The sequence below is a fragment of the Methylobacterium sp. Leaf469 genome (genome assembly GCF_001424745.1).
Lineage (GTDB): Bacteria > Pseudomonadota > Alphaproteobacteria > Rhizobiales > Beijerinckiaceae > Methylobacterium.
In genome coordinates this window covers 17,188-39,527 of record NZ_LMRE01000043.1, presented here as the reverse complement: position 1 = coordinate 39,527, position 22,340 = coordinate 17,188, and the positions used below count along the sequence as shown (strand labels likewise).

General features: G+C 70.4%; 24 protein-coding genes. 20 read left to right on the top strand and 4 right to left on the bottom strand.

Features of this window, described 5'->3' with window-relative positions; translation table 11 throughout:
* Positions 1-52 precede the first annotated feature (52 nt).
* The 15 genes from ASG60_RS18440 to ASG60_RS18370 all read left to right on the top strand — a co-directional run bounded on the left by ASG60_RS18440 (position 53) and on the right by ASG60_RS18370 (position 13,418).
* Positions 53-922 (top strand): polyprenyl synthetase family protein, encoded by an 870-nt coding sequence (locus ASG60_RS18440; protein ID WP_056387055.1) that lies wholly within the window; start codon positions 53-55, stop codon positions 920-922.
* Between the two features lie 15 nt (positions 923-937).
* Positions 938-2,140, top strand: a complete 1,203-nt coding sequence (locus ASG60_RS18435) for a methyltransferase (protein ID WP_056387054.1) — start codon at positions 938-940, stop codon at positions 2,138-2,140.
* A gap of 85 nt (positions 2,141-2,225) precedes the next feature.
* Positions 2,226-3,158 carry a chlorophyll synthesis pathway protein BchC gene (bchC, locus tag ASG60_RS18430; protein ID WP_056387051.1) on the top strand — a complete coding sequence of 311 codons (933 nt, stop codon included), beginning with the start codon at positions 2,226-2,228 and terminating at the stop codon, positions 3,156-3,158.
* Positions 3,155-4,156: a chlorophyllide a reductase iron protein subunit X gene (locus ASG60_RS18425; protein ID WP_056168743.1), complete on the top strand. Its 1,002-nt coding sequence runs from the start codon at positions 3,155-3,157 to the stop codon at positions 4,154-4,156. The genes bchC and ASG60_RS18425 overlap by 4 nt, the downstream gene beginning before the upstream one ends.
* Positions 4,157-4,161: 5 nt before the next feature.
* The gene (gene bchY / locus ASG60_RS18420) at positions 4,162-5,736 is read left to right on the top strand and encodes a chlorophyllide a reductase subunit Y (protein WP_056387048.1); all 1,575 of its coding nucleotides are present in this window, start codon (positions 4,162-4,164) and stop codon (positions 5,734-5,736) included.
* On the top strand, positions 5,736-7,202 hold the full coding sequence (gene bchZ, locus ASG60_RS18415; RefSeq protein WP_056267270.1) for a chlorophyllide a reductase subunit Z: 1,467 nt from the start codon (positions 5,736-5,738) through the stop codon (positions 7,200-7,202). Before bchY ends, bchZ begins: the two co-directional genes overlap by 1 nt.
* Positions 7,203-7,306: 104 nt before the next feature.
* On the top strand, positions 7,307-7,522 hold the full coding sequence (locus tag ASG60_RS18410) for a hypothetical protein (protein ID WP_056168735.1): 216 nt from the start codon (positions 7,307-7,309) through the stop codon (positions 7,520-7,522).
* A gap of 142 nt (positions 7,523-7,664) precedes the next feature.
* A complete protein-coding gene (gene pufB, locus ASG60_RS18405) occupies positions 7,665-7,886 on the top strand; it encodes a light-harvesting antenna LH1, beta subunit (protein ID WP_056096638.1) in 222 nt (73 codons plus the stop codon).
* A gap of 12 nt (positions 7,887-7,898) precedes the next feature.
* Positions 7,899-8,087 (top strand): light-harvesting antenna LH1, alpha subunit, encoded by a 189-nt coding sequence (gene pufA, locus ASG60_RS18400; protein WP_056168732.1) that lies wholly within the window; start codon positions 7,899-7,901, stop codon positions 8,085-8,087.
* A gap of 112 nt (positions 8,088-8,199) precedes the next feature.
* Positions 8,200-9,024, top strand: a complete 825-nt coding sequence (pufL, locus tag ASG60_RS18395) for a photosynthetic reaction center subunit L (protein ID WP_056168729.1) — start codon at positions 8,200-8,202, stop codon at positions 9,022-9,024.
* Between the two features lie 16 nt (positions 9,025-9,040).
* The gene (gene pufM, locus ASG60_RS18390) at positions 9,041-10,018 is read left to right on the top strand and encodes a photosynthetic reaction center subunit M (RefSeq protein ID WP_056168726.1); all 978 of its coding nucleotides are present in this window, start codon (positions 9,041-9,043) and stop codon (positions 10,016-10,018) included.
* On the top strand, positions 10,015-11,154 hold the full coding sequence (pufC, locus tag ASG60_RS18385) for a photosynthetic reaction center cytochrome PufC (protein WP_056267268.1): 1,140 nt from the start codon (positions 10,015-10,017) through the stop codon (positions 11,152-11,154). The genes pufM and pufC overlap by 4 nt, the downstream gene beginning before the upstream one ends.
* Positions 11,155-11,570: 416 nt before the next feature.
* Positions 11,571-11,696, top strand: a complete 126-nt coding sequence (gene ykgO / locus ASG60_RS18380; RefSeq protein WP_055886195.1) for a type B 50S ribosomal protein L36 — start codon at positions 11,571-11,573, stop codon at positions 11,694-11,696.
* A gap of 150 nt (positions 11,697-11,846) precedes the next feature.
* On the top strand, positions 11,847-12,416 hold the full coding sequence (locus ASG60_RS18375) for a tetratricopeptide repeat protein (RefSeq protein WP_244473118.1): 570 nt from the start codon (positions 11,847-11,849) through the stop codon (positions 12,414-12,416).
* Between the two features lie 6 nt (positions 12,417-12,422).
* Positions 12,423-13,418: an alpha/beta hydrolase gene (locus tag ASG60_RS18370; RefSeq protein ID WP_056387043.1), complete on the top strand. Its 996-nt coding sequence runs from the start codon at positions 12,423-12,425 to the stop codon at positions 13,416-13,418.
* Positions 13,419-13,505: 87 nt separating this feature from the next.
* On the opposite strand, the gene pyk is transcribed toward ASG60_RS18370, so the two are convergent.
* Entirely contained in the window at positions 13,506-14,942 is a 1,437-nt protein-coding gene (gene pyk, locus ASG60_RS18365; protein WP_056168714.1) for a pyruvate kinase, read from the bottom strand.
* 609 nt (positions 14,943-15,551) lie between these two features.
* Between pyk and ASG60_RS18360 the strand changes: the two genes are divergently transcribed.
* The 3 genes from ASG60_RS18360 to ASG60_RS18350 all read left to right on the top strand — a co-directional run bounded on the left by ASG60_RS18360 (position 15,552) and on the right by ASG60_RS18350 (position 18,538).
* The gene (locus ASG60_RS18360) at positions 15,552-16,988 is read left to right on the top strand and encodes a PAS domain-containing methyl-accepting chemotaxis protein (RefSeq protein ID WP_244476711.1); all 1,437 of its coding nucleotides are present in this window, start codon (positions 15,552-15,554) and stop codon (positions 16,986-16,988) included.
* 76 nt (positions 16,989-17,064) lie between these two features.
* Complete coding sequence (locus ASG60_RS18355; protein WP_056387039.1) at positions 17,065-17,430, top strand: hypothetical protein; 366 nt, start codon at positions 17,065-17,067, stop codon at positions 17,428-17,430.
* Between the two features lie 118 nt (positions 17,431-17,548).
* Positions 17,549-18,538 (top strand): Ldh family oxidoreductase, encoded by a 990-nt coding sequence (locus ASG60_RS18350; protein WP_056168708.1) that lies wholly within the window; start codon positions 17,549-17,551, stop codon positions 18,536-18,538.
* Positions 18,539-18,545: 7 nt separating this feature from the next.
* On the opposite strand, the gene ASG60_RS18345 is transcribed toward ASG60_RS18350, so the two are convergent.
* Positions 18,546-18,932, bottom strand: coding sequence for a DUF1036 domain-containing protein (locus ASG60_RS18345; protein WP_082515202.1), 387 nt, complete (start codon positions 18,930-18,932; stop codon positions 18,546-18,548).
* Between the two features lie 172 nt (positions 18,933-19,104).
* Entirely contained in the window at positions 19,105-20,412 is a 1,308-nt protein-coding gene (locus ASG60_RS18340) for a glycerate kinase (RefSeq protein ID WP_056387031.1), read from the bottom strand.
* Between the two features lie 280 nt (positions 20,413-20,692).
* Between ASG60_RS18340 and ASG60_RS18335 the strand changes: the two genes are divergently transcribed.
* Positions 20,693-21,430 carry an N-formylglutamate amidohydrolase gene (locus ASG60_RS18335; protein ID WP_056168698.1) on the top strand — a complete coding sequence of 246 codons (738 nt, stop codon included), beginning with the start codon at positions 20,693-20,695 and terminating at the stop codon, positions 21,428-21,430.
* Between the two features lie 70 nt (positions 21,431-21,500).
* Here ASG60_RS18335 and ASG60_RS18330 read toward each other — a convergent pair whose 3' ends face one another.
* Positions 21,501-21,770 (bottom strand): hypothetical protein, encoded by a 270-nt coding sequence (locus ASG60_RS18330; RefSeq protein WP_056387028.1) that lies wholly within the window; start codon positions 21,768-21,770, stop codon positions 21,501-21,503.
* Between the two features lie 219 nt (positions 21,771-21,989).
* Here ASG60_RS18330 and ASG60_RS18325 point away from each other — a divergent pair, with 219 nt between their 5' ends.
* A complete protein-coding gene (locus tag ASG60_RS18325; RefSeq protein WP_056267253.1) occupies positions 21,990-22,328 on the top strand; it encodes a DUF1244 domain-containing protein in 339 nt (112 codons plus the stop codon).
* Positions 22,329-22,340: the final 12 nt, after the last annotated feature.

Sequence of the window (22,340 nt, the reverse complement as noted above, 5' to 3'; positions counted from 1 at the left end):
CTTTCGGTTGGCAAGTTAAAAAGACAGATGCTTCCGCCGGGAGAGACGTCAGATGGATGCCAACCGTCGCATCGAGCGCACCCTCGACACCGCCGTGGCCCACGCGGAAGCACCCGGTGCCCCGCCGCGCCTCGCCGAGGCGATCCGCTACGCCGTGTTCCCGGGCGGTCACCGTATCCGGCCGCGCCTGTGCCTGTCCGTGGCCCGGGCCTGCGGCGACGACGACCCGGCGGCCTCGGACGCGGCGGCCGCCGCCATCGAGCTGCTGCACTGCGCCTCCCTCGTCCACGACGATCTGCCGTGCTTCGACGACGCCCCCCTGCGCCGGGGCCAGCCCTCCGTCCACGCCGCCTTCGGCGAGCCCCTGGCGGTGCTGACCGGGGACGCCCTCATCGTCTCGGCCTTCGAAACCCTGGCGCGGGGGGCGACGCGCTCGCCGCGACGCCTCGCCGCCCTCGTCGGCCTCGTCGCCCGCGCGGTGGGCTCGCCCAACGGCATCGTGGCGGGCCAGGCCTGGGAATCGGAGCCCACCGTGGCGCTCACCGAGTACCAGCAGGCCAAGACCGGCGCCCTGTTCGCCGCCGCCACCGTGACGGGGGCGGCGGCCGCCGGTGCGCCGGCCCTGCCGTGGCGCCTGCTGGGGGAATGCCTCGGCGAGGCCTATCAAGTCGCCGACGACCTGCGCGACGTCGCCTGCCGCCAGGAGGAGGTCGGCAAGCCCGTGGGCCGCGACGCGACCCTGGGCCGGCCCAACGCCGCCGCCCTGCTGGGCATGGGCGGCGCCCTCGCCCGCCTCAAGCGCCTCGCCCGCGAGGCCGTCGAGGTGATCCCGGCCTGCCCGGGTGCCGATGCCCTCCGGGCCGAGATCGAAGCGCAGACCCGGCTGTTCCTGCCGGCCCACCTCGTGCGGGAACTGGCCTGACGGCGGGCGGCCACCATGGCCACCCCACCGGTGACGGCGTCGGCGGCGGGCGTGGACAAGCTCCCCGGCGGTAGCGCGCCACCGAAGGACTCGTGGCGGGCGCGGTGGCGCGCCTTCCGCACCCGCACCATCGCCAAGCCCGGCTTCCAGCGCTGGGCCGCCGGCTTTCCCCTCACGCGAACCATCGCCCGGGCGAACACGAAGGCCCTGTTCGATCTCTGCGCCGGCTTCGTCTACGCGCAGACCCTGTTCGCCTGCGTGCGCCTCGACCTGTTCCGCATCCTGTTCGACGGCCCCCTGGCGCCGGACGCCGTGGCGGCGCGCGTCGGCCTCGCACCGGACCGGGCCGAACGCCTCCTCAAGGCCGCGGCCGCCCTCGATCTCCTCGCCCGCCTGCCCGACGGCCGCTTCGCCCTCGCCGACCTCGGCGCGGCGCTCATCGGCAACCCCTCGGTTGCGGCGATGATCGAGCATCACGCGCTTCTCTACGCGGACCTCGCCGACCCCGTCGCCCTCCTGCGCGGGGAAGCCGGCCCCACCCACCTGTCGCGCTACTGGGCCTATGCGGACGCCGCCCGCGGCGATCCCGCGAGCGCTGAATCGGTCGCGGCCTACAGTACCCTGATGGGCGCGTCCCAGTCCCTGATCGCGCAAGACATCGTCGAGGCCTATCCACTCCGCGACCATCGGCGCATCCTCGATGTCGGCGGTGGCGAGGGCGCTTTCCTGCGGGAGGCCGCCCGCCACGCCCCCGGCCTCGGCCTGATGCTGTTCGACCTGCCGGCCGTGACGGCCCGGGCGGAGAGGGCCTTCGCCGAAGCGGGCCTGAGCGCGCGCGCAAAAACCTTCGGGGGCGCCTTCCCGGACGATCCCCTGCCGAGCGGGGCCGATCTCGTCTCGCTGGTACGGGTGGTCCACGACCACGACGACGGCAAGGTCCGTGCCCTCCTGCGTGCGGCTCACGCGGCTTTGCCCCCGGGCGGCACGCTTCTCATCGCCGAACCCATGGCGGGCACGCCCGGAGCCGAGGCGATGGCCGACGCCTATTTCGGCTTCTACCTCCTCGCCATGGGCACCGGCCGCTGCCGCACGGCTGCCGAGCTGACGCAGCTGCTCGCCGAGGCCGGTTTCGGCGGGGTCCGCGAGGTCCCGACCCGCCGCCCCCTCCTGACCCGACTGCTCGTGTCCAACCGATTAGACAGCACCAATCGTAAGTAATGCTTGACGAATAAAAGTGTCTATCTAGGATGACACATACGGGCCGCACGTCGATGGCCCCACGGACAAGGGGAGGGCCGGAACCATGCAAGCGCGTGCCATCGTCCTCCACGAACCGGAACGGATCGCCCTCGACACCCTCACGCTCGATACCCCCGGCCAAGCCGACGCCTTGGTCGCGGTCGCCTGGAGCGGCATCAGCACCGGCACGGAGCGTCTGCTCTGGTCCGGCCGGATGCCGGCGTTTCCCGGGATGGGCTACCCCCTGGTGCCCGGCTATGAATCCGTCGGCACCGTGATCGAAGCCGGCGCGGAATCCGGCGTCGCGGTCGGGCAGACCGTGTTCGTACCGGGGGCACGCTGTTTCGGCCCGGTGCGCGGCCTGTTCGGTGGCGCCGCCTCCCATCTCGTCAGCGCCGGCGCACGCCTCGTCCCCCTCGACCCGTCCTTGGGCGAGCGCGGCATCCTCTTCGCCCTGGCGGCCACCGCCCAGCACGCTCTGGGCGCGGCCCCGTCCGGTCCTTCGCTCATCGTCGGGCACGGCGTGCTCGGGCGCCTGCTGGCCCGCCTCACCGTGGCCGCCGGCGGCACGCCGGTGGTGTGGGAGACCAATCCCATCCGCGCCGAGGGGGCCGACGGCTACGCCGTGCTCCACCCCGATGCCGACGCCCGGCGCGACTACGCCACGATCACGGATGCCAGCGGCGATGCCGGCCTCCTCGACACCCTGATCGGACGCCTGGGGGCCGGCGGCGAGATCGTGCTGGCGGGGTTCTACGAGGCGCCGCTCGCCTTCACCTTCCCACCCGCCTTCCTGCGCGAGGCCCGCATCCGGGTCGCGGCGCAGTGGAAGCCGGAGGATCTCGCCACCGTCACGGCGCTGGTCGCGTCGGGGCACCTGTCGCTCGACGGTCTCGTCACCCATCGCCAGCCGGCCGCCAACGCGGCGCAAGCCTACCGCACGGCCTTCGGCGAGCCCGCCTGCCTCAAGATGATCCTCGATTGGAGTGCCGCATGAACATGCAGCTGAACGGCGCCGCCCTGAAGGCATCGGAAGCGCTTCGCGCCGAGGCCGGCATCGAGCCCGATCCCGTGCCGGTGAAGGCCACCAAGGAGACGCAGATCATCGCGATCTACGGCAAGGGCGGCATCGGCAAGTCGTTCACCCTGGCCAACCTCAGCTACATGATGGCCCAGCAGGGCAAGAAGGTACTGCTCATCGGCTGCGACCCCAAGAGCGACACCACCTCGCTGCTGTTCGGCGGCCGCGCCTGCCCGACCATCATCGAGACGTCCACCAAGAAGAAACTCGCGGGCGAACAGGTCGCCATCGGCGACGTCTGCTTCAAGCGCGACGGCGTCTACGCCATGGAGCTCGGCGGGCCGGAGGTCGGGCGCGGCTGCGGCGGGCGCGGCATCATCCACGGCTTCGAACTCCTGGAGAAGCTCGGCTTCCACGAATGGGGCTTCGACTACGTGCTCCTCGACTTCCTCGGCGACGTGGTCTGCGGCGGCTTCGGCCTGCCCATCGCCCGCGACATGTGTCAGAAGGTCATCGTCGTCGGCTCGAACGACTTGCAGTCGCTCTACGTCGCCAACAACGTCTGCTCGGCGGTGGAATACTTCCGCAAGCTCGGCGGCAACGTCGGCGTTGGCGGCCTCGTCATCAACAAGGACGACGGCACCGGAGAGGCCCAGGCCTTCGCCGCCGCCGTCGGCATCCCGGTCCTGGCCTCGATCCCGGCCGACGACGACATCCGCAAGAAGAGTGCGAACTACGAGATCATCGGCCGGCCCGAGAGCCCGTGGGGCTCGCTGTTCGCCGATCTCGCGCAGAACGTCCACGACGCGGCGCCCAATCACCCGACGCCGCTCTCCCAGGACGGGCTGCTCGGCCTGTTCAAGGGCGAGGCGGTCGGCAGGGGCGTGACGCTCGTACCCGCCACCTTCGAGGACATGTGCGGCACGGCCCACGTGGTGAAGCCGTCCCTCGAAGTCGTCTACGACGAGGTCTGACGCGCATGGCCGTCACCCTCGACATCGCCGATCTGCGCGCCCGTAAGGAGCGCCCCGCTTCGAGCCTCGCGGCCCCGGCCGTCCCGGCCGAGGTGGTGCTCGCCGCCACGAAGGGCGACGGCCTCGGTTGCCATTCGGGCAAGGCGACGATGCGGGCGGCGGCCGAGGCCGCCGGGATGTCCGACACGCTGGAGCAACTCCGAAAGGATTATCCGCAGGGGCCGCACGACCAGCCCCAGAGCATGTGCCCGGCCTTCGGGAGCTTGCGCGTCGGCCTGCGCATGCGGCGCACGGCGACGATCCTCTCGGGCTCGGCCTGCTGCGTCTACGGGCTGACCTTCACGTCGCATTTCTACGGGGCGAAGCGGAGCGTGGGCTACGTGCCGTTCAACTCCGAGACCCTGGTCACCGGCAAGCTGTTCGAGGACATCCGCGAGGCGGTGTTCGACGTGGCGAAACCCGCCGATTACGACGCCGTGGTGGTGATCAACCTGTGCGTGCCGACCGCCTCGGGCGTGCCCCTGCGGCTGCTGCCGAAGCAGATCGACGGCGTCCGCATCATCGGCATCGACGTTCCGGGCTTCGGGGTGCCGACCCATGCCGAGGCCAAGGACGTTCTGGCCGGCGCCATGCTGAAATTCGCCCGCACCGAAGCCGAGCAGGGTCCGGTCCAGGCCCCGCGGGCGGGGCGGGCCGAGCGCCCGACCGTGGCGCTGCTCGGCGAGATGTTCCCCGCCGACCCGGTGGTGATCGGCGCTCTCCTCGAACCCCTGGGCCTCGCCGCCGGCCCCGTGGTGCCGACCCGCGAGTGGCGCGAGCTCTACGCGGCCCTCGATTGCACGGCGGTGGCGGCGATCCACCCGTTCTACACCGCCTCCATCCGCGAGTTCCAGACCGCGGGCCGCCCCATCGTCGGCTCCGCTCCCGTGGGCCATGACGGCACCGCCGACTGGCTCGACCGGATCGGCGAGGCCTGCGCCGTCCCCCGCGCCACCGTGGAGGCCGCCAAGAACCGGCTGCTGCCGATGATCCGGGGGGCGCTCGCCGCGACCCCGATCCGGGGCCGCATCACCCTCTCGGGCTACGAGGGCTCGGAGCTCCTCGTCGGGCGCCTCCTCGTCGAGAGCGGCGCGGATCTGCGCTACGTCGGCACCGCCTGCCCGCGGACACCCTATGCCGAGGCCGACCGCGACTGGCTCGAGGCGCGCGGCGTCGCCGTGCGGTTCCGCGCCTCCCTCGAGGACGACCTCGCCGCCCTGATGGAATACCGGCCGGATCTCGCCATCGGCACCACACCGGTGGTGCAGAAGGCCAAGGCCCTGGCGATCCCGGCCCTGTACTTCACCAACCTCATCTCGGCCCGCCCGCTCATGGGCGTCGCCGGCGCCGGGTCGCTGGCCAAGGTGATCAACGCGGCCATCGGCAACCAGCACCGCTTCGACACCATGCGGGACTTCTTCGCCGGCGTCGGCGAGGGCCACAGTGCCGGCATCTGGGAGGACGTGCCCAAGCTCCGCCAGAACGTCGCCGCCGCGCCCCGGGGTAAGGCCGCGCACGATCCGATCGGGGAGATGGCCTGATGCTCGTCCTCGATCACGACCGGGCCGGCGGCTACTGGGGTGCCGTCTACGTCTTCACCGCCATCAAGGGCCTGCAGGTCGTCATCGACGGGCCCGTGGGCTGCGAGAATCTCCCCGTCACCTCGGTGCTGCACTACACCGACGCCCTGCCGCCGCACGAGTTGCCCATCGTGGTCACGGGGCTCGCCGAGGAAGAACTCGGCCGCCACGGCACCGAAGCCGCGATGAAGCGGGCGCACGCCACCCTCGATCCGGGCCAGCCCAGCGTGGTCGTCACCGGTTCCATCGCCGAGATGATCGGCGGCGGCGTCACCCCGGAGGGCACCAACCTCCAGCGCTTCCTGCCGCGCACCATCGACGAGGACCAGTGGCAGACCGCCGACCGGGCCATGTCCTGGCTCTGGCAGGAATACGGCGCGCGGAAATTCGCCAAGAAGGGCATCCCGGCCCGGCCCGAGCGCAAGGCCGGCGAGCGCCCCCGCGTCAACCTCATCGGCCCGGCCTACGGCACCTTCAACATGCCCTCGGATCTCGCCGAGATCCGCCGGCTCGTCGAGGGCATCGGCGCCGAGGTGAACCTGGCGTTTCCCCTCGGCTCGCACCTCGCCGACGTTCCGAAGCTCGTCAACGCGGATGCCAACATCTGCCTCTACCGCGAGTTCGGGCGCCTGCTCTGCGAGGCCCTGGAGCGGCCCTACCTCCAGGCCCCCATCGGCATCCACTCGACCACCCAGTTCCTGCGCTCGCTCGGCGAGATCCTCGGCCTCGACCCCGAGCCGTTCATCGAGCGGGAGAAGCACACCACCATCAAGCCGGTCTGGGACCTGTGGCGCTCGGTGACCCAGGACTTCTTCGGCACGGCGAGCTTCGGCATCGTGGCGTCCGACACCTACGCGAGGGGCGTCCGGCACTTCCTCGAAGACGAGATGGGCCTGCCCTGCCACTTCGCTGTGTCCCGCAAGGCCGGCGCCAAGACCGACAACGCCACGATCCGCGACCTCATCGCGAAAAATCCGCCCCTGGTGCTGTTCGGGTCGTTCAACGAGCGGATGTACGCGGCGGAAGCCGGCGCCCGGGCGATCTTCGTCCCGGCCTCGTTTCCCGGCGCCATCATCCGGCGCCACACCGGCACGCCGTTCATGGGGTTCTCGGGCGCGACCTACCTCGTGCAGGAGGTCTGCAACGCCCTGTTCGACATGCTCTTCCACATCCTGCCGCTCGCCCGCGACATGGATGCCGTCGAGGCGACGCCGGCGCGGTTCCACCGCGAGCTGCCGTGGGACGAGGCGGCCCGCGCCGACCTCGACGCCCTCGTCGAATCCCATCCCGTCCTGGTGCGGATCTCGGCGGCGAAACGCTTGCGCGACGCCGCCGAGCGGGCCGCGCGCCGCGAGGATGCGCCCCGCGTCACCCCCGATCACGTGGCGCGCGCGCGCGCCGACACCGCCCTCGGAGCGGCCGCATGAGCGCGCGCGCCCCATCCCTTTCCGGCTGGAGCGGCGCGGCGCCGTCCGGCCGGCCCCTGCCGAGCCTAAGCGCCGCAACGATCCGCCCACAGGAGACGTGCCCCATGCAACGCTCGCTGAACCCGGTCTCCCGCCTGCATCAGGACGCGGTCCAGTTCCGCCTCATCCTGGCGGCGACCTACCCTTTCTTCCTCGCCGCCGCCTGCGCCCAGCGCCTGATGCCGACGCATCCGGTCGGGATCGTGCCGCAGCGGCGCTCGGTCTTCGCCGAGGCGCGCAGCATGGCCGTCTCGGCCATCCCCTTCGTGTTCATGGGATGATTTGCCTCTCCGGGCGCGGCCACTCGAGCCCGCCCGCCACCGACCTCCCATCCGCACTGGAGGGAAGGACCGCCGGAGTCCGTCGAGGCCCCGGTGACAGCCGCCGCGCTCCCGCGCGGCCAGACCCACGGAGGTTCAACCGATGGCCAACGGCATAGTCGAGAAACCCAGCAGCCTGTCCGGGCTGACGGAACCCGAAGCCAAGGAGTTCCACGCGATCTTCCTGACGAGCTTCATCATCTTCACGGCCATCGCCGTGGTCGCCCACATCCTCGTGTGGATGTGGCGCCCGTGGCTGCCGGGACCCAAGGGCTACGCGGCCCTGGAGACGGCGGCCCAGACCGTCGCCTCGCTCATCTCCTGAGGAGGACGCACCATGCACAAGGTCTGGCTTCTGTTCGATCCGCGCCGCACCCTGGTGGCGCTGTTCACCTTCCTGTTCATCCTGGCCCTGCTGATCCACTTCATTCTACTCAGCACCGACCGGTTCAACTGGCTGGAAGGCCCCAAGGCCCCGCGCGCCGCCGATGCGCAGAGCCTCGTCCTGCCGACGATGCCCGCCTGACGGGCACACCCGAGCCAAGGTCAGCGGGCGGGTGGCCGATCCCCGGCCCCCGCCCGCACCACCCATAAGAACCCGACACGAACCGTGACGCTGGCGCCGGGAGGGTTTCGCGATGGCGATGCTGAGTTTTGAACGAAAATATCGCGTCCGCGGCGGCACGCTGGTGGGCGGAGACCTGTTCGATTTCTGGGTGGGGCCGTTCTACGTCGGCTTCTTCGGCGTGACGACGCTGTTCTTCTCCGTGCTCGGCACGGCGCTGATCATCTACGGCGCCGCCCTCGGTCCGACCTGGAACATCTGGCAGATCAACATCGCGCCGCCGGACCTGAAATACGGCCTGGCGCTCGCCCCCCTCAAGGAGGGCGGCCTCTGGCAGATCATCACCTTCTGCGCCGTCGGGGCGTTCTCGTCCTGGGCGCTGCGCGAGGTCGAGATCTGCCGCAAGCTCGGCATCGGCTACCACGTGCCCTTCGCCTTCTCGGTGGCGATCCTGGCCTACGTGTCCCTGGTGGTGGTCCGTCCGTTCCTCATGGGCGCCTGGGGCCACGGCTTCCCCTACGGCATCCTCTCCCACCTCGATTGGGTGTCGAACACCGGCTACCAGTATCTGCACTTCCACTACAATCCGGCGCACATGCTCGCGGTGTCGTTCTTCTTCACGACGACGCTGGCGCTCTCGCTCCACGGCGCGCTGATCCTGTCCTCGACCAATCCGGGCAAGGGCGAAGTGGTGAAGACGCCCGAGCACGAGGACACCTTCTTCCGCGACACCATCGGGTATTCCATCGGAACGCTCGGCATCCACCGCCTCGGCCTGTTCCTCGCCCTGTCGGCGGGCTTCTGGAGCGCCGTCTGCATCGTCATCAGCGGCCCGTTCTGGACCCGTGGCTGGCCGGAATGGTGGGGCTGGTGGCTCAATCTCCCGGTCTGGCGCTGAGAGGGGGGACCGAACAATGGCCTACTATCAGAACATCTTCACGGAAGTGCAGGTCCGGCCCGTCATTCCGGAACTCGGAATCCCCGTCGATTCCGACAAGCGCTGGGGCAAGCCGTTCAACTCCTACCTGTTCGGTCTCATCGGCAATTCGCAGGTCGGCCCGATCTACATCGGGTACCTCGGCGCCCTGTCCTTCGCCTGCGGGCTCATCGCCTTCGAGATCATCGGTCTCAACATGTGGGCGAGCGTGAACTGGGACCCGGTCCAGTTCGTGCGCCAGCTTCCCTGGCTCGCCCTCGAGCCGCCGCGCCCGCAATACGGCCTCAAGGTCCTGCCGCCGCTGGCCGAGGGCGGCTGGTGGCTCATCGCCGGCTTCTTCCTCACGGCCTCGGTGCTGCTGTGGTGGCTGCGCCTGTTCCGCCGGGCCAAGGCCCTGGGGCTCGGCTACCACGTGCCCTGGGCGTTCGCCTCCGCCATCTGGCTGTTCCTCGTGCTGGGCTTCATCCGCCCGGTGATGATGGGTTCGTGGAGCGAGGCGGTGCCGTTCGGCATCTTCCCGCACCTCGATTGGACCGCCGCCTTCTCGCTCCGCTACGGCAACCTGTTCTACAACCCGTTCCACATGCTCTCGATCGTGTTCCTGTACGGATCGACGCTGCTGTTCGCCATGCATGGCGGCACCATCCTGGCGGTCAGCCGCTTCGGCGGCGAGCGTGAGATCGACCAGATCGTCGATCGCGGCACGGCGACGGAACGCGCCGCCCTGTTCTGGCGCTGGACCATGGGCTTCAACGCCACGATGGAATCCGTGCACCGCTGGGCCTGGTGGTTCGCCGTGCTCACCACGCTGACGGGCGGCATCGGCATCCTGCTCACCGGCACCGTGGTCGACAACTGGTACCTCTGGGCGGTCAAGCACGGCGTCGCCCCGGCCTACCCGCAGGTCTATGCGCCCATCGTCGATCCCCTGAGCCAGCCCGGAGGGACCCCATGAAGACCTTCTTCGTCGTCCTCGGGGCCTCCATCGCCTTCTTCCTCACGGTGGCGATGTTCGGAACCTCCGGCTGGGAGCGGCCGCCGCTCACCACCACCCAGAACGGCTTTCGCGGCACGGGCATGGACCAAGTCCATACCCGCGCGGAGGTCGCCGAGAAGAAGGACGCCAACGTGGCGCCCGCGCCGGCCGATCCGGCGGAGGAGGGGGGCGAGCTCGCCGGCCAGACCTACGAGAACGTCAAGGTTCTCAGCGGCCTCACGACCAACGAATTCAACCGCCTCATGGTCTCGATGACGGAGTGGGTCTCGCCCGAACAGGGCTGCACCTACTGCCACAACACCGAGAACATGGCCGACGACAGCCTCTATCAGAAGCGCGTCGCCCGCCGGATGCTGCAGATGACCCAGCACATCAACAGCGACTGGAAGGCGAACCACGTCGGGGGGGCCGGCGTCACCTGCTACACCTGCCACCGCGGCCAGCCCGTGCCGGCCAACATCTGGTTCACCAACCCCGGCCCGAACCGTCCGGGCGGGTTCGTCTCCCGCAACAACGGGCAGAACATGGCCGCCCCCTCCGTCGGCCTCGCCTCGCTGCCCTACGACACCCTGACCGAGTATCTCGCCGACAAGTCCATCGACAACAACGCCATCCGGGTGAACGCCACCACGGCGCTGCCGACCACCAAGGGCAAGCCGATCCAGGATGCGGAGAAGACCTACGGCCTGATGATCCACATGTCGGAAGGGCTCGGGGTCAACTGCACCTTCTGCCACAACACCCGGGCCATCTCGAACTGGCAGCAGAGCACGCCCCAGCGCACCACCGCCTGGCACGGCATCCGCATGGTGCGGGACCTCAACGGAAACTTCATGGAGCCCCTGACCTCGACCTTCCCGAGGAACCGCCTCGGGGTGCTCGGCGACGTGCCCAAGGTGAATTGCACCACCTGCCACAACGGCCAGAGCAAGCCGCTCAACGGCGCCCACGTGGTCGACGCCTATCCGGAACTGACCAAGGTGACCGTGGCCGATGTGGTCAAGACGCCGGCCCCGGCCCCCGACGCCCCCCCGGCGGAAACGCCGGCCGTGCCCGCGACGCCGCCCACGGCCCCGGCCGCGCCCCAGCCCTGAGACGAGAGCGGGGCCGCCGCCCCGCTGTCCGTACCGAGCCACGGCCGCCGGCACCCGCCCGGCGGCCGTTCCGTTTCAAGGGCGGCGGCCCAAGCAGGCTCGCGTTGGCACGCCAACGCTTCACTCTGCTTGGGTCCTTGGTCTGTCGCAGGTCTTCGACGCAAAACCGGAGACCACTTTTGCGAAACCTGCTTGGCGATCCGTGCTATGGACCACGGTCGCCCGCTGCGGCCACCAACCACCACGTGGTGGGATTCGCGTCGCGTACGCCTTGCCTTGGCGTCACGAATCCTGATAAGGCAACCGCCTTTCCGCGATGCGTCCACACACATCGCCGAGGCCGCCGTTCGGGGTGCCTCGTTCCCGGGACCCTATGGACAGGCGGCGGACTTAGATGTCCGGCCGACGTGAGACCGATGAAGATTCGCAACTCCCTCAAGTCCCTCCGTGGCCGTCACCGCGACAACCAGATCGTGCGTCGCAAGGGCCGCGTCTACATCATCAACAAGACCCAGAAGCGCTTCAAGGCGCGCCAGGGCTGAGGCCCGTTCGCCCGCTCCTCTCGGGGCGCGGCAAGCCGGCGGGTTGACGGCATCGGGCGGGGCGAGGAAGCTCACCTCATGCCGTGCCAGATTCCAACCCAGATCCAGCCTCGGACGTCTCTCAAAGCCGCGCTCGTCGCGGCTTTTTGCGTGGGCTTTGTCCCCGTCGCCCACGCGCTGCCGCCTTCCAAGGCAACCAACAGCAAAGCGACCGAGAAGCCGGTCGACAAGCCCCGGACCGCCGTCAGCCTCGACGACCTCTATGCCCGCCTCAAGGCGGCGGAGGACGATGCCGAGGCCAAGGGCGTGGCCCGCCTCATCGAGCAGCGCCTCGGGCGCTCGGGCAGCGCCACGGCCGACCTTCTGACGGAGCGCGCCCGCCAGGCCATGAGCGGCCAGGATTTCCCCCTAGCCGTCGAGCTGCTCGACCGGGCCACCGCCCTGGAGCCGGGCTGGTCCGAGGGCTGGAACCGCCGGGCCACGGTGTTCTGGCTGCTCAAGGACCAGGACGGCGCCATCACCGACCTCAAGCGCACCCTGGTGATCGAGCCCCGGCACTACGAGGCCTGGGCGGCTCTGGGGCGGATCTACCTCTCCATGGACGAGAAAGTCCGGGCGCTGGAAGCCTTCCGCCGGGCCGCCGCCCTGTATCCGCGCATGGACAAGCTGCAGGGCGCCATCGACCGCCTCGCCCCCGACGTCGACGGGCGGGACCTGTAAGACTCCATGCTGCTTCTGAAGGTCTTCGCGGGGCTGCTCGGCCTCGTCGCGATGGTCTTGGGGGCCGGTGCCCTGGCGACCCTCGTCATCACCTGGCGGGTCGAGGCACGGCACCCGCCGCAGGGGCCTTTCGTGCCGGTACCGGGCGGGCGCCTCGCCAGCATCGAAGCAGGCCCGAACCCGTCGACGCGCGGAACCGTAGTCCTTCTGCACGGTGCTTCCGCCAACGCCTCCGACCCCATGGAGGGCATCGGCCGGCGCCTCGCGGCGGACGGGTTTCGGGTGATCGCCTTCGACCGGCCGGGCTCGGGCTGGAGCGACCGGCTGGGGGGCGCCGACATGGCCGAACCGGCCGCGCAGGCGCACGCCATCGCGGCGGCCCTGGCCCGTCTCGGGATCGGCCCGGCCATCGTGCTCGGCCATTCCTGGTCGGGGGCGCTGGCCACGGCACTCGCCCTCGACCACCCCGAACGGGTGGCGGGCCTCGTCCTCGCGGCACCCGTGGCGATGCCGTATCCGCGCATGGGAACGGTGCCGTGGTATTACCGCCTCGCCCTGTGGCCGCCGATGACCTGGCTCCTCGGCCATACGGTGGCGACGCCCGTGGCGTTGTATTACCTGCCGCGCGCCGGTGGGGCGGTGTTCCGCCCCCAGGAGGCGCCTCCGGGTTATCTCGACCGCAGCCGTGCGACACTCGTCGTGCGACCCGGATCGATCGTGGCCAACCTCCAGGACCTCGCCGGCCTGCCGGCAGCCCTGGAGGCCCAGGCACCGCGCTACGCCGGCCTCACCGTCCCGACGCTGGTGATCTCGGGCGACGCCGATGCGGCCGTACCCGTGAACAGGCAGGCGGTGCCCCTCGCGGCCGCGATCCGAGACGCCCGCCTCGTGCTCCTGCCCGGCATCGGCCACATGCTCCAGTACGTCGCCGTGGACGCCCTGGTGCATGAGGTGGAGCGCTTTGCCGACGGAATCACCGCACGCGAGCCGGTCGCGCCGTAGGCCTCCGGACCGGACGCCGACGCGGGCCGCCCGTCCACCGGACCCCACGGATCCCAACCACAGGCTGGAAATCCGTGAGAGCGGGCGTCACGCCTTGGCGGCGTGCTCGCGGGTGACGAAGGCGATGCGCACGAGGTTCGTGGCGCCCGGCGTCCCGAACGGCACGCCGGCCACCACGATCACCCGGTCGCCGATATCGGCGAAGCGCTCGCGCACGGCGAACTTCGCCGCCCGGAACGCCATATCGTCGACATCGCTGGCATCGTTGGTGACGATGGGGTGCGTGCCCCAGCACAGGGCCAGGCGCCGCGCCGTCTCGCGCTTCGGGGTCAGCGCGATGATCGTGGCGTTGGGCCGCGAACGGGCGAGCCGCAGAGCCGTGGAGCCCGAATGGGTCCAGGCCATGATCGCCGTGAGGTTCAGGGCGTCCACCATCTGGTGGGCGGCCGCCGCGATGGCATCGGAGGCGGTGGCGTCGGGCTCGGAGCGCTGGGCCGTCAGGATGGTCCAGTACAGGGCATCGCGCTCCACCTGCTCGGCGATGCGGCTCATCATGGTGATGGCCTCGATGGGGAAGGCACCCGACGCGCTCTCGGCCGAGAGCATCACGGCATCCGCCCCCTCGTAGACGGCGGTGGCGACGTCCGAGACCTCGGCGCGGGTCGGCACCGGGGCGGTGATCATCGATTCGAGCATCTGGGTCGCCACCACGACGGGCTTGCCCATGCGGCGCGAAGAGCGGGTGATGCGCTTCTGCACGCCCGGCACCTGCTCCAGGGGCATCTCGACGCCGAGATCGCCGCGCGCCACCATGATGCCGTCGGAGATCTCGATGATCTCGTCGAGGCGGGTCAGGGCCTGCGGCTTCTCGATCTTGGCCATGACCAGGGCGCGGCCGGCCGCGACCTTCTTCACCTCGGCGACATCCTCGGGCCGCTGCACGAAGGAGACGGCGATCCAGTCGGCGCCGGCGTTGAGGCCGGCTTCGAGGTCGCCCCGGTCCTTCTCCGTCATGGCGGCGACGGGGATCACCGTGTCGGGGAGCGAGACGCCCTTGCGGTTGGAGATGCGGCCGCCGATGACCACCCGGGTCACCGCGCGCCCCTCGGACACCTCCGTCACGACGAGGCGCAGCTTGCCGTCGTCGACGATGACGACGTGGCCGGGCTCGAGGGCCGAGAGGATCTCGGGATGGGGCAGGAACACGCGGGTGACGTCGCCCGGCGTCGGGTCGCTGTCGAGGACGAACGACGCACCGTTCTCCAGCATCGCGGCACCCTCGGCGAAGGCGGCGACCCGGAGCTTCGGCCCCTGGAGATCGACCAGCACGGCGATGGGCCGGCGCAGCTCGCGCTCGATGGTGCGGATCACCTCGATCTTCTCGGGCAGCTTTTCGCGGGGAAGGTGGCTCATGTTGAGCCGGAAGACGTCGGCGCCGGCGCGAAACAGCTTCTCGATCATCTCCGGCGTGTCGGAGGCCGGGCCCAACGTGGCGATGATCTTCGTGCGGCGTGAACGTTTCAAAGCAGTCTCCTCCGAGAGCGGCCCCGCCGGTTTCGAACGACCGGGCGTTGAGCGAACGGCCACAAGCACCCATGGGGCCAGCGCGTCAAGAACACGGTGTGCAGACGACGTTCCGGCCGCGGCGGTGCGATGCGGCCAAGACATGGGCCCGAGCACGGACCCGCGCGCGGGCGAACGACTCGGCGCCCGTTCCAACGCGGGGAATCCTCGGTGATGCAGGACGCAACGAGATGGCGTCTCGCCCTCGACCCGGTCCCTCTCCAGGCTTTCGCCTTCGCGGTACCCATGAGCCGGCGCGGGCCGCCCGCAATGCCTTTGCGCGGGCGTCCTCCACCTCCAGCGTCCCGTTTCCACCGCAAGGGCACGCAGCGGAACAGACTTCTGATGAGAATCATTCGCATTCAGGTTGTTATTTTCGCGAAACTTCAGTGAGTCTTAACCGGAATGCCGCGATTGTGATCACCGGTCGGACAAGCAACCGTGAGTACGTTCATTGTCTTCGCTATCGAACGCCGCGGGCATGCATCGAAAACAAGTATAGCTCTGAAGGCAGGACGACGCATGATCTTCGAGAAGTTTCACCGCGGCAGGTCCGAGACGTCCGCGAAGATGTCGGCCCTCGATCGATCCCAGGGCATCATAGAGTTCGCCCTCGACGGAACCGTGCTGCGCGCCAACGAGAACTTTCTCGCCGTCGTCGGCTATCGCCTGGACGAGATCGTGGGCAAGCCGCACAGCCTCTTCGTCGAACCCGCCATGCGGGAGAGCCCGGCCTACGCGGACTTCTGGGCGGCCCTTCGGAGCGGCACGTTCCAGGCGGCGCAGTTCAAGCGCATCGGCAAGGACGGCCGCGAGATCTGGATCGAGGCTTCCTACAATCCCGTCTTCGACCGGAGCGGCAAGCCCTACGGGATCGTCAAGTTCGCGACCGACATCACGCGCCAGAAAGCCCAGGACGCGGATCGCCAGGGTCAGATCGATGCGATCCACAAGTCCCAGGCCGTCATCGCCTTCGGTCTCGACGGCACCATCCTCGACGCCAACGCGAACTTCCTCGCCGTCGTCGGCTACACGCTGCCCGAGCTCGTCGGACAGCATCACCGCCTCCTCGTCGAACCGGCCCTGCGCGACACGCCCGCCTACGCCGCGTTCTGGAGCGCGTTGCGGCAAGGCGCGTACCAGAAGGGTCAGTTCAAGCGCATCGGCAAGGGCGGTCGCGGGATCTGGATCGAGGCTTCCTACAACCCGATCCTCGATGCCGCCGGCCGGCCCTACAAGGTGGTGAAGTTCGCAACCGACGTCACCGCGCAGGTGGCCCTGCTGGGTGATCTGAATCGTCTCATCGATCGGAATTTCGGGGAGATCGAGGGCGCCGTCCTGCGCTCGTCGGAAGCCTCGAACGCCGCGACCCGGTCGGCGGGCAGCACCGCCCACAACGTGCAGACCATGGCGGCCGCCGCCGAGGAACTCGCCGCCTCCGTGAACGAGATCGCCCACGGCATGTCGAAGGCCCGTACGGCGACGGATGCCGCGCACGGGCAGGTGGAGGCGGCCGGCGCGGTCACCCGCAAGCTCACGGGTACCGCCACCGCCATGACGGGCATCGTGGCGCTGATCCAGAACATCGCGAGCCAGATCAACCTGCTCGCCCTCAACGCGACCATCGAGGCCGCAAGGGCCGGGGAGGCGGGCCGGGGCTTCGCCGTCGTCGCCCAGGAGGTGAAGAACCTCGCCGCCCAGGCGGCCCACGCCACGAACCAGATCGCGAGCGAGATCGACAGCGTCCAGAACGCGTCCGAACAGGTCGCGGGCTCCCTCGATACGATCCAGGTCTCCGTCGGGACCATGCGCGACTACGTGGTCAGCACGGCCGCCGCCATCGAGGAACAGAGCGTGGTGACGCGCGAGATGTCGTCGAGCATGCAGGAGGCGGCCGAGGCCGTGCAGGCCATCGCCCAGAACGCCCTCGCAATCACCGGATCCATCGACGCGGTCTCCCGGGCCGTCGACATGACGAAAGATGCGGCCCGCGTCCTGGCGCGCTGACGACGGTCGACCATCGATCTCGTGGCCTTGCCCGACGGGCGAGCGGCCGCGTCTGTAGGATGGGAATCCCTGCCTCATGGAGCCGGCGAACGATGCGATCCACAAACTCTCGGACGTGGCGCGGATCCGGCAGAGTCTCCGGGCGAGCGTTGCGAAACTCATGGATGCCGCCGAGCACCTGGCGCAGCAGATCGCGGCCCTGGATGCGGCGGAGCGGCAGGTGAGGGCCCTGGCCCTGCGCGAGACGAGCCGGGTGCTCGATGGACATCCCGACCCGGACGAGCGCGGCCGCCTCGGTACGCTTCAGGGGGAAACGAACGCGAACTTCCGGCAGATGCGGGCGGCCTATGCCGAACTGAGTTCCCGGATCGACGCCCTGCTGGGGCAGCACCAGGAACTCTACGACGCCACCTTCGCCCCGGACACGACCGACCGATCCTGACGACACCCGTCCCTGCGGTGGACGTCGTGTCCCGGACACGTCAAACCGACCCGGGGGACCGCGGATCGGACCCGGTCCGGTTCCGGTTCGATCGACGCGACGGGATGAGCCTTAGACAATGCCGACCCTGACCCTGGCCGCCGCCCACGACCTCGCCGTGCGCACGCTCCTACGCTGTGGTGCCGGCCACGACCAGGCCGAGAGCACCGCCGTCGCCCTGGTCGGCGCCGAGGCCGACGGCCTCGCGACCCATGGGCTCATGCGCCTGCTGGCCTACGGGGCGCAGGTTCGCGCCGGCAAGGTCGTGGGCGATGCGACCCTTGCCGTGACGCGGCCCCGGCCCGGGCTGCTCGCCATCGATGCCGGCCACGGCTTCGCCTATCCGGCCCTCGACCGGGCGGTCGCCGAACTCCCGGAGATCGCCCGGAGCCAGGGTGTGGCGGCCGCGGCCATCCGGCGCTCGCACCATTGCGGTGCAGCCGGGCGGCCGGCCGAAGCCCTGGCGGCGCAGGGGCTGGTGGCTCTGCTGTTCGCCAATGCGCCGGCCGCCATGGCGCCCTGGGGTGGCAACCGGGCGGTGTTCGGCACCAACCCCATCGCCTTCGCCTGCCCGTTGCCGGGGCGGCCCCCCATCGTGGTCGATCTTTCGCTCTCGAAGGTGGCGCGGGGCAACATCATCGCCGCCAAGCAGCGTGGAGAGACGATCCCCGAGGGCTGGGCGGTGGATGCGGACGGCCACCCCACCACCGACGCGGCGGCGGCTCTCGCCGGCACCATGATCCCGCTGGGCGACGCCAAGGGCACGGCTCTGGCCCTCATGGTCGAGCTGCTCGCGGCCGGCCTCGTCGGCGCACGCTTTGCCGGCGAGGCGACCTCGTTCCTCGACGCCGTGGGCGGCCCGCCCGGCACCGGCCAGCTCATTCTCGTCCTCGACGCCACCGCCTTCGCGGCGGATGCGTGCGAGCGCTTCGCCGTGCTGGCGGGAATGATCGAGGATCAGGACGGTGCCCGGCTGCCCGGCACCAAACGGCTCGCCGCCCGCGCCCGCGCGGCGCAGGCGGGCATCAGCCTCTCCGACGCGCTGCTCGCCGAGATCGAAGCGCTCTGAGGCCCGCTCAGGGCGCGGGATTCGCTGGCTGGTTCGGATCGGTGAGCTGGATCGTCCAGCTCTTCTGTTCACCGGTGTCGACCTCGTAGAAGCCGTTGCGATCGTAGCCGCGCGCCAGGCAGTCCTCGACGCCCCGGATGGTGAATTCGCGGTCCCGGGTGCACATGAGCGAACGTCCGCTCCACTCGCCGCCGCGCGTGTAGTCCACGGCGTAGACGTAGTAGAACCGGGCCGCCAGGGTCCCCTTGAGCAGGGTCTCGCAGCCCTTGGGCGCCACGTCCCACCACCCCTCCGTCACCCAGCCCTGCGTGTCGCGGTAGCCCAGCGCGATGCCGACCTTGCTGGTCGTGAGGTTGCACATGCGCAGGTCGGCCCGGGCGGGGGCTGCGGTCATGAGGAGAGCGGCGAGCACGCCCGCCCGGACGCTCCACCCCTTGCGGGAAGGAAGGGTCGGGCGACGGCGTCGGCCCATGCCCTGTCGGCTCATCCCCTGTCGGCCCATGCCCTGTCGGCCCATGCCCTGTCGGCCCATGCCCTGTCGGCCCATGCCCTGTCGACCCATGCCCTTACCCGACAAGGATGACCCGGCAATCGTTGACGTTGGTGCGGGTGGGACCCGGCTGGACGAGGTCGCCGATGGTGTCGAAGAACCGGGTCGAATCGTTGTCCGCCAGCATGGCGGCGGGGTCGAGGCCGGCGGCGCGGGCACGCGCCAGGGTGGTGGGGTCGACGAGGCCGCCGGCCGGGTCGGTCGCCTCGCCGCGCCCGCCGTCGGTGCCGTCGGTGTCGGCGGCGATGCCGAGGATGCCGGGTGCGCCGTCGAGCGCGATGGCCAGCGCCAGGGCGTATTCCTGGTTCGGGCCGCCATGGCCTTCGCCCACGATGGTGACGGTGAGTTCGCCCCCTGAGATGATCGCGACCTTGGCGCCGCGAGCGTGGTGGTCGAGGGCGAGCCGGGCGTGCTCGGCCGCGACCTCACGGGCCTCGCCCTCGACATCGGGGCCGAGCATCACCGGCTCGTAGCCGGCGCGGCGCGCGGCCTCGGCCGCCGCCTCCAGGGCGTCGATGGGCCGGGCGATGATGCGGTACTCGGCCCGGGCGAAGGACGGGTCGCCCGCCTTCGGGGTCTCGTTGACGGGATCGTTCAGCAGCGCTTTCGCCGTCTCCGGCAGGGGGATGCCGCGCCGCTCGCAGATGGCACGGGCCTCCGCCAGGGTCGAGGGGTCCGGGACGGTCGGGCCCGAAGCGATCACCGCCGGGTCGTCGAAGGGCACGTCGGAGATCGCGAGGGTCAGGATCGAGCGGGCGTTGCGGGCCATCATGGCGAGGCGCCCGCCCTTGATCCGCGACAGGTGCTTGCGCACGCAGTTGATCTCGTTGATGGGCGCGCCCGAGCGCAGGAGCGCCTTGGTGATGGCCTGCTTCTCGGTGAGGGTCAGGTCGCCGGCCGGCGCGATCCAATTGGCCGAACCGCCGCCCGAGAGCAGCACCAGCACGTCGTCGTCCGGCCCGGCATCGGCGGCGATCTTGAGGGCGTCGACGGTCGCGTCGATGCCGGCCTGGTCGGGCACCGGGTGCCCGGCCTCGACCATGCGGATCATCGGCGCCTCCTCGCCGTAGCCGTGGCGGGCGACCGCCAGGCCGACGATGCGGCTCGCGGCGACGCCGTGCTGCTCCCGGTAGAACCGGCTCGCCACCGCCGCCATGGAGCCGCCGGCCTTGCCCGCGCCCAGGATGATGAGCCGGCCGGGGCCGGGGGCGGGCAGGTGCGGCACGAGGCAGCGCGCGGGATGAGCGGCGGCGATGGCCTCGTCGAGGATGCCGAGGAGGAGGGTGCGGGCGGCGGCGTGGTCGGCGGGGGAGGGCGCGGTCATGGCGTGTCCGTGTATCGCGGAAAGACGGTCGTGGAAGGCCGCCCGGCGTTGCGTCGCCGGATCGTGATTGTTTCGCGGGACGAATTCCCTCGGGCCGGATTGTTGCCGTGCCCGCGCTTGTCCGCGATACGTGCTGTGCCCGACACCCGCCGCCGCGGCAAGGTCGCGGCAAGCATGCGATGACGCGGGACACCCCGCGATGGCGCGGCCGGATGCTTGCACGGCTCCGTCCGCGTTCCGCCCGCCCGAGCCCCGAACGGATCCACGGACCCCGCCGCCCATGCAGCCTCCACATCCCGTCGAGACCATCCCGGGCGATCCGGCCCGGGGCCTGCTGATCCTCTGCGATCACGCCTCCAACCATGTGCCCGACGACCTCGACCGGCTCGGGGTACCGGACCACGAATACGCACGCCACATCGCCTACGACATCGGCGCGGCCGCCGTGACCCGGCACCTCGCCGTGCAATTGGGCGCGCCCGCGATCCTGACCCGGTTCTCACGCCTCATCATCGACCCCAACCGGGGCCGGGCCGACCCGACCCTGGTGATGCGCCTCTCCGACGGCGCCATCGTGCCGGGCAACGCCCGCATCGACGAGGCCGGCAAGGCCGAGCGCATCCGCCGGTTCTACGAGCCCTTCGACGCGGCCATCGACGCCCACGTGGCGGCGGCCGAGGCGACGGGCGTGCCGCCGGCGATCCTCACCATGCACAGCTTCACGCCGTACTGGCGCACCGTACCGCGTCCCTGGCACGTCGGCATCCTGTGGGACCGGGACGACCGCCTCAGCGCGCCCCTCATCGCGGGTCTGCGCGCCGACCCGGCCGATCTCACGGTCGGCGACAACGAACCCTACGGGGGAGGGCTTCCCGGAGACACCATCGACCGGCACGCCCTCGCGCGCGGCCTGCGCAACGCCCTGGTGGAGATCCGCCAGGACCTCATCGCCGAAGAACCCGGCCAGATCGAATGGGCGACGCGGTTCGCCAAGCTTCTGCGTCCGCTGCTGCCCTGATCGGCCTGCGGCGCGCACACGAAAACGGCGGGGCTCTCGCCCCGCCGTCCAATTCATCCCGAGATCGGGCTTACCGGGTGCCGCCCGAGGTCCGACCGTACTGCCAGACCGGGAAGCTGTTCTGCTCGGCATTGCCTTCCTTCGCGGAGGCGTCGTCCCGGCGCGGGGCGATGGAACCGGTGGTGAGTTCATCGTCGAGGGCGCGGCCGGCGGTGTAGCCGGGCGCCGCATGGGCCGAGACACCGGCGGGTGCCGTGTAGCTCTGCGCGAGAACCGGCGAAGCAACGGCACTCAGGCTCAAGACGACGGCGGCGGCGACGGAAGCAAGACGGACGTTCATGACGTTGGACCTTTCAGTATCGCGGTCTCCGTCGAAAAGGCGGTGGGCCGTGAGTTCTTGTGTAGCGCTGATGTAGGCCCGCCCCGAACCGAACGGCGTGCGGTTTGGCACCAGACTGGAAGCGGCGGCGCCGAATCCGAATCGGCCGTCCGTCCTTGACGGCGCGGGCCTGGACACGACCTTTCCTGAACGAGCAGCCCGTCACACCGAGGACATCCCATGACCGAGACCAGCACGCCCGGGACCAGCACGACCGGGATCGACGCCGCCACCCGGACGGAGCTCGAAGCCGCCGTGTTCCGGCGCCTCGTCGCCCACCTGCAGGGACGCACGGACGTGCAGAACATCGACCTGATGAACATGGCCGGATTCTGCCGCAACTGCCTGTCGAACTGGCTCAAGGACGCCGCCGACGAAAAGGGCGTGCCGCTGACCAAGGACGCGAGCCGCGAGGCCGTCTACGGCATGCCCTACGATGCCTGGAAGCGCCTGCACCAGGGCGAGGCGACGCCGGAGCAGCAGGCGGCCTTCACCGGGGCGGCGGCTGAACCGCACTGAAGCCGGCCCCGA

Bases quoted from the DNA above. Each gene is read 5' to 3' on its own strand.
- ASG60_RS18440 (WP_056387055.1), top strand. From the start codon at position 53: ATGGATGCCAACCGTCGCATCGAGCGCACCCTCGACACCGCCGTGGCC.
- ASG60_RS18435 (WP_056387054.1), top strand. From the start codon at position 938: ATGGCCACCCCACCGGTGACGGCGTCGGCGGCGGGCGTGGACAAGCTC.
- bchC (WP_056387051.1), top strand. From the start codon at position 2,226: ATGCAAGCGCGTGCCATCGTCCTCCACGAACCGGAACGGATCGCCCTC.
- ASG60_RS18425 (WP_056168743.1), top strand. From the start codon at position 3,155: ATGAACATGCAGCTGAACGGCGCCGCCCTGAAGGCATCGGAAGCGCTT.
- bchY (WP_056387048.1), top strand. From the start codon at position 4,162: ATGGCCGTCACCCTCGACATCGCCGATCTGCGCGCCCGTAAGGAGCGC.
- bchZ (WP_056267270.1), top strand. From the start codon at position 5,736: ATGCTCGTCCTCGATCACGACCGGGCCGGCGGCTACTGGGGTGCCGTC.
- ASG60_RS18410 (WP_056168735.1), top strand. From the start codon at position 7,307: ATGCAACGCTCGCTGAACCCGGTCTCCCGCCTGCATCAGGACGCGGTC.
- pufB (WP_056096638.1), top strand. From the start codon at position 7,665: ATGGCCAACGGCATAGTCGAGAAACCCAGCAGCCTGTCCGGGCTGACG.
- pufA (WP_056168732.1), top strand. From the start codon at position 7,899: ATGCACAAGGTCTGGCTTCTGTTCGATCCGCGCCGCACCCTGGTGGCG.
- pufL (WP_056168729.1), top strand. From the start codon at position 8,200: ATGGCGATGCTGAGTTTTGAACGAAAATATCGCGTCCGCGGCGGCACG.
- pufM (WP_056168726.1), top strand. From the start codon at position 9,041: ATGGCCTACTATCAGAACATCTTCACGGAAGTGCAGGTCCGGCCCGTC.
- pufC (WP_056267268.1), top strand. From the start codon at position 10,015: ATGAAGACCTTCTTCGTCGTCCTCGGGGCCTCCATCGCCTTCTTCCTC.
- ykgO (WP_055886195.1), top strand. From the start codon at position 11,571: ATGAAGATTCGCAACTCCCTCAAGTCCCTCCGTGGCCGTCACCGCGAC.
- ASG60_RS18370 (WP_056387043.1), top strand. From the start codon at position 12,423: ATGCTGCTTCTGAAGGTCTTCGCGGGGCTGCTCGGCCTCGTCGCGATG.
- ASG60_RS18360 (WP_244476711.1), top strand. From the start codon at position 15,552: ATGTCGGCCCTCGATCGATCCCAGGGCATCATAGAGTTCGCCCTCGAC.
- ASG60_RS18355 (WP_056387039.1), top strand. From the start codon at position 17,065: ATGGAGCCGGCGAACGATGCGATCCACAAACTCTCGGACGTGGCGCGG.
- ASG60_RS18350 (WP_056168708.1), top strand. From the start codon at position 17,549: ATGCCGACCCTGACCCTGGCCGCCGCCCACGACCTCGCCGTGCGCACG.
- ASG60_RS18345 (WP_082515202.1), bottom strand. From the start codon at position 18,932: ATGACCGCAGCCCCCGCCCGGGCCGACCTGCGCATGTGCAACCTCACG.
- ASG60_RS18340 (WP_056387031.1), bottom strand. From the start codon at position 20,412: ATGACCGCGCCCTCCCCCGCCGACCACGCCGCCGCCCGCACCCTCCTC.
- ASG60_RS18335 (WP_056168698.1), top strand. From the start codon at position 20,693: ATGCAGCCTCCACATCCCGTCGAGACCATCCCGGGCGATCCGGCCCGG.
- ASG60_RS18330 (WP_056387028.1), bottom strand. From the start codon at position 21,770: ATGAACGTCCGTCTTGCTTCCGTCGCCGCCGCCGTCGTCTTGAGCCTG.
- ASG60_RS18325 (WP_056267253.1), top strand. From the start codon at position 21,990: ATGACCGAGACCAGCACGCCCGGGACCAGCACGACCGGGATCGACGCC.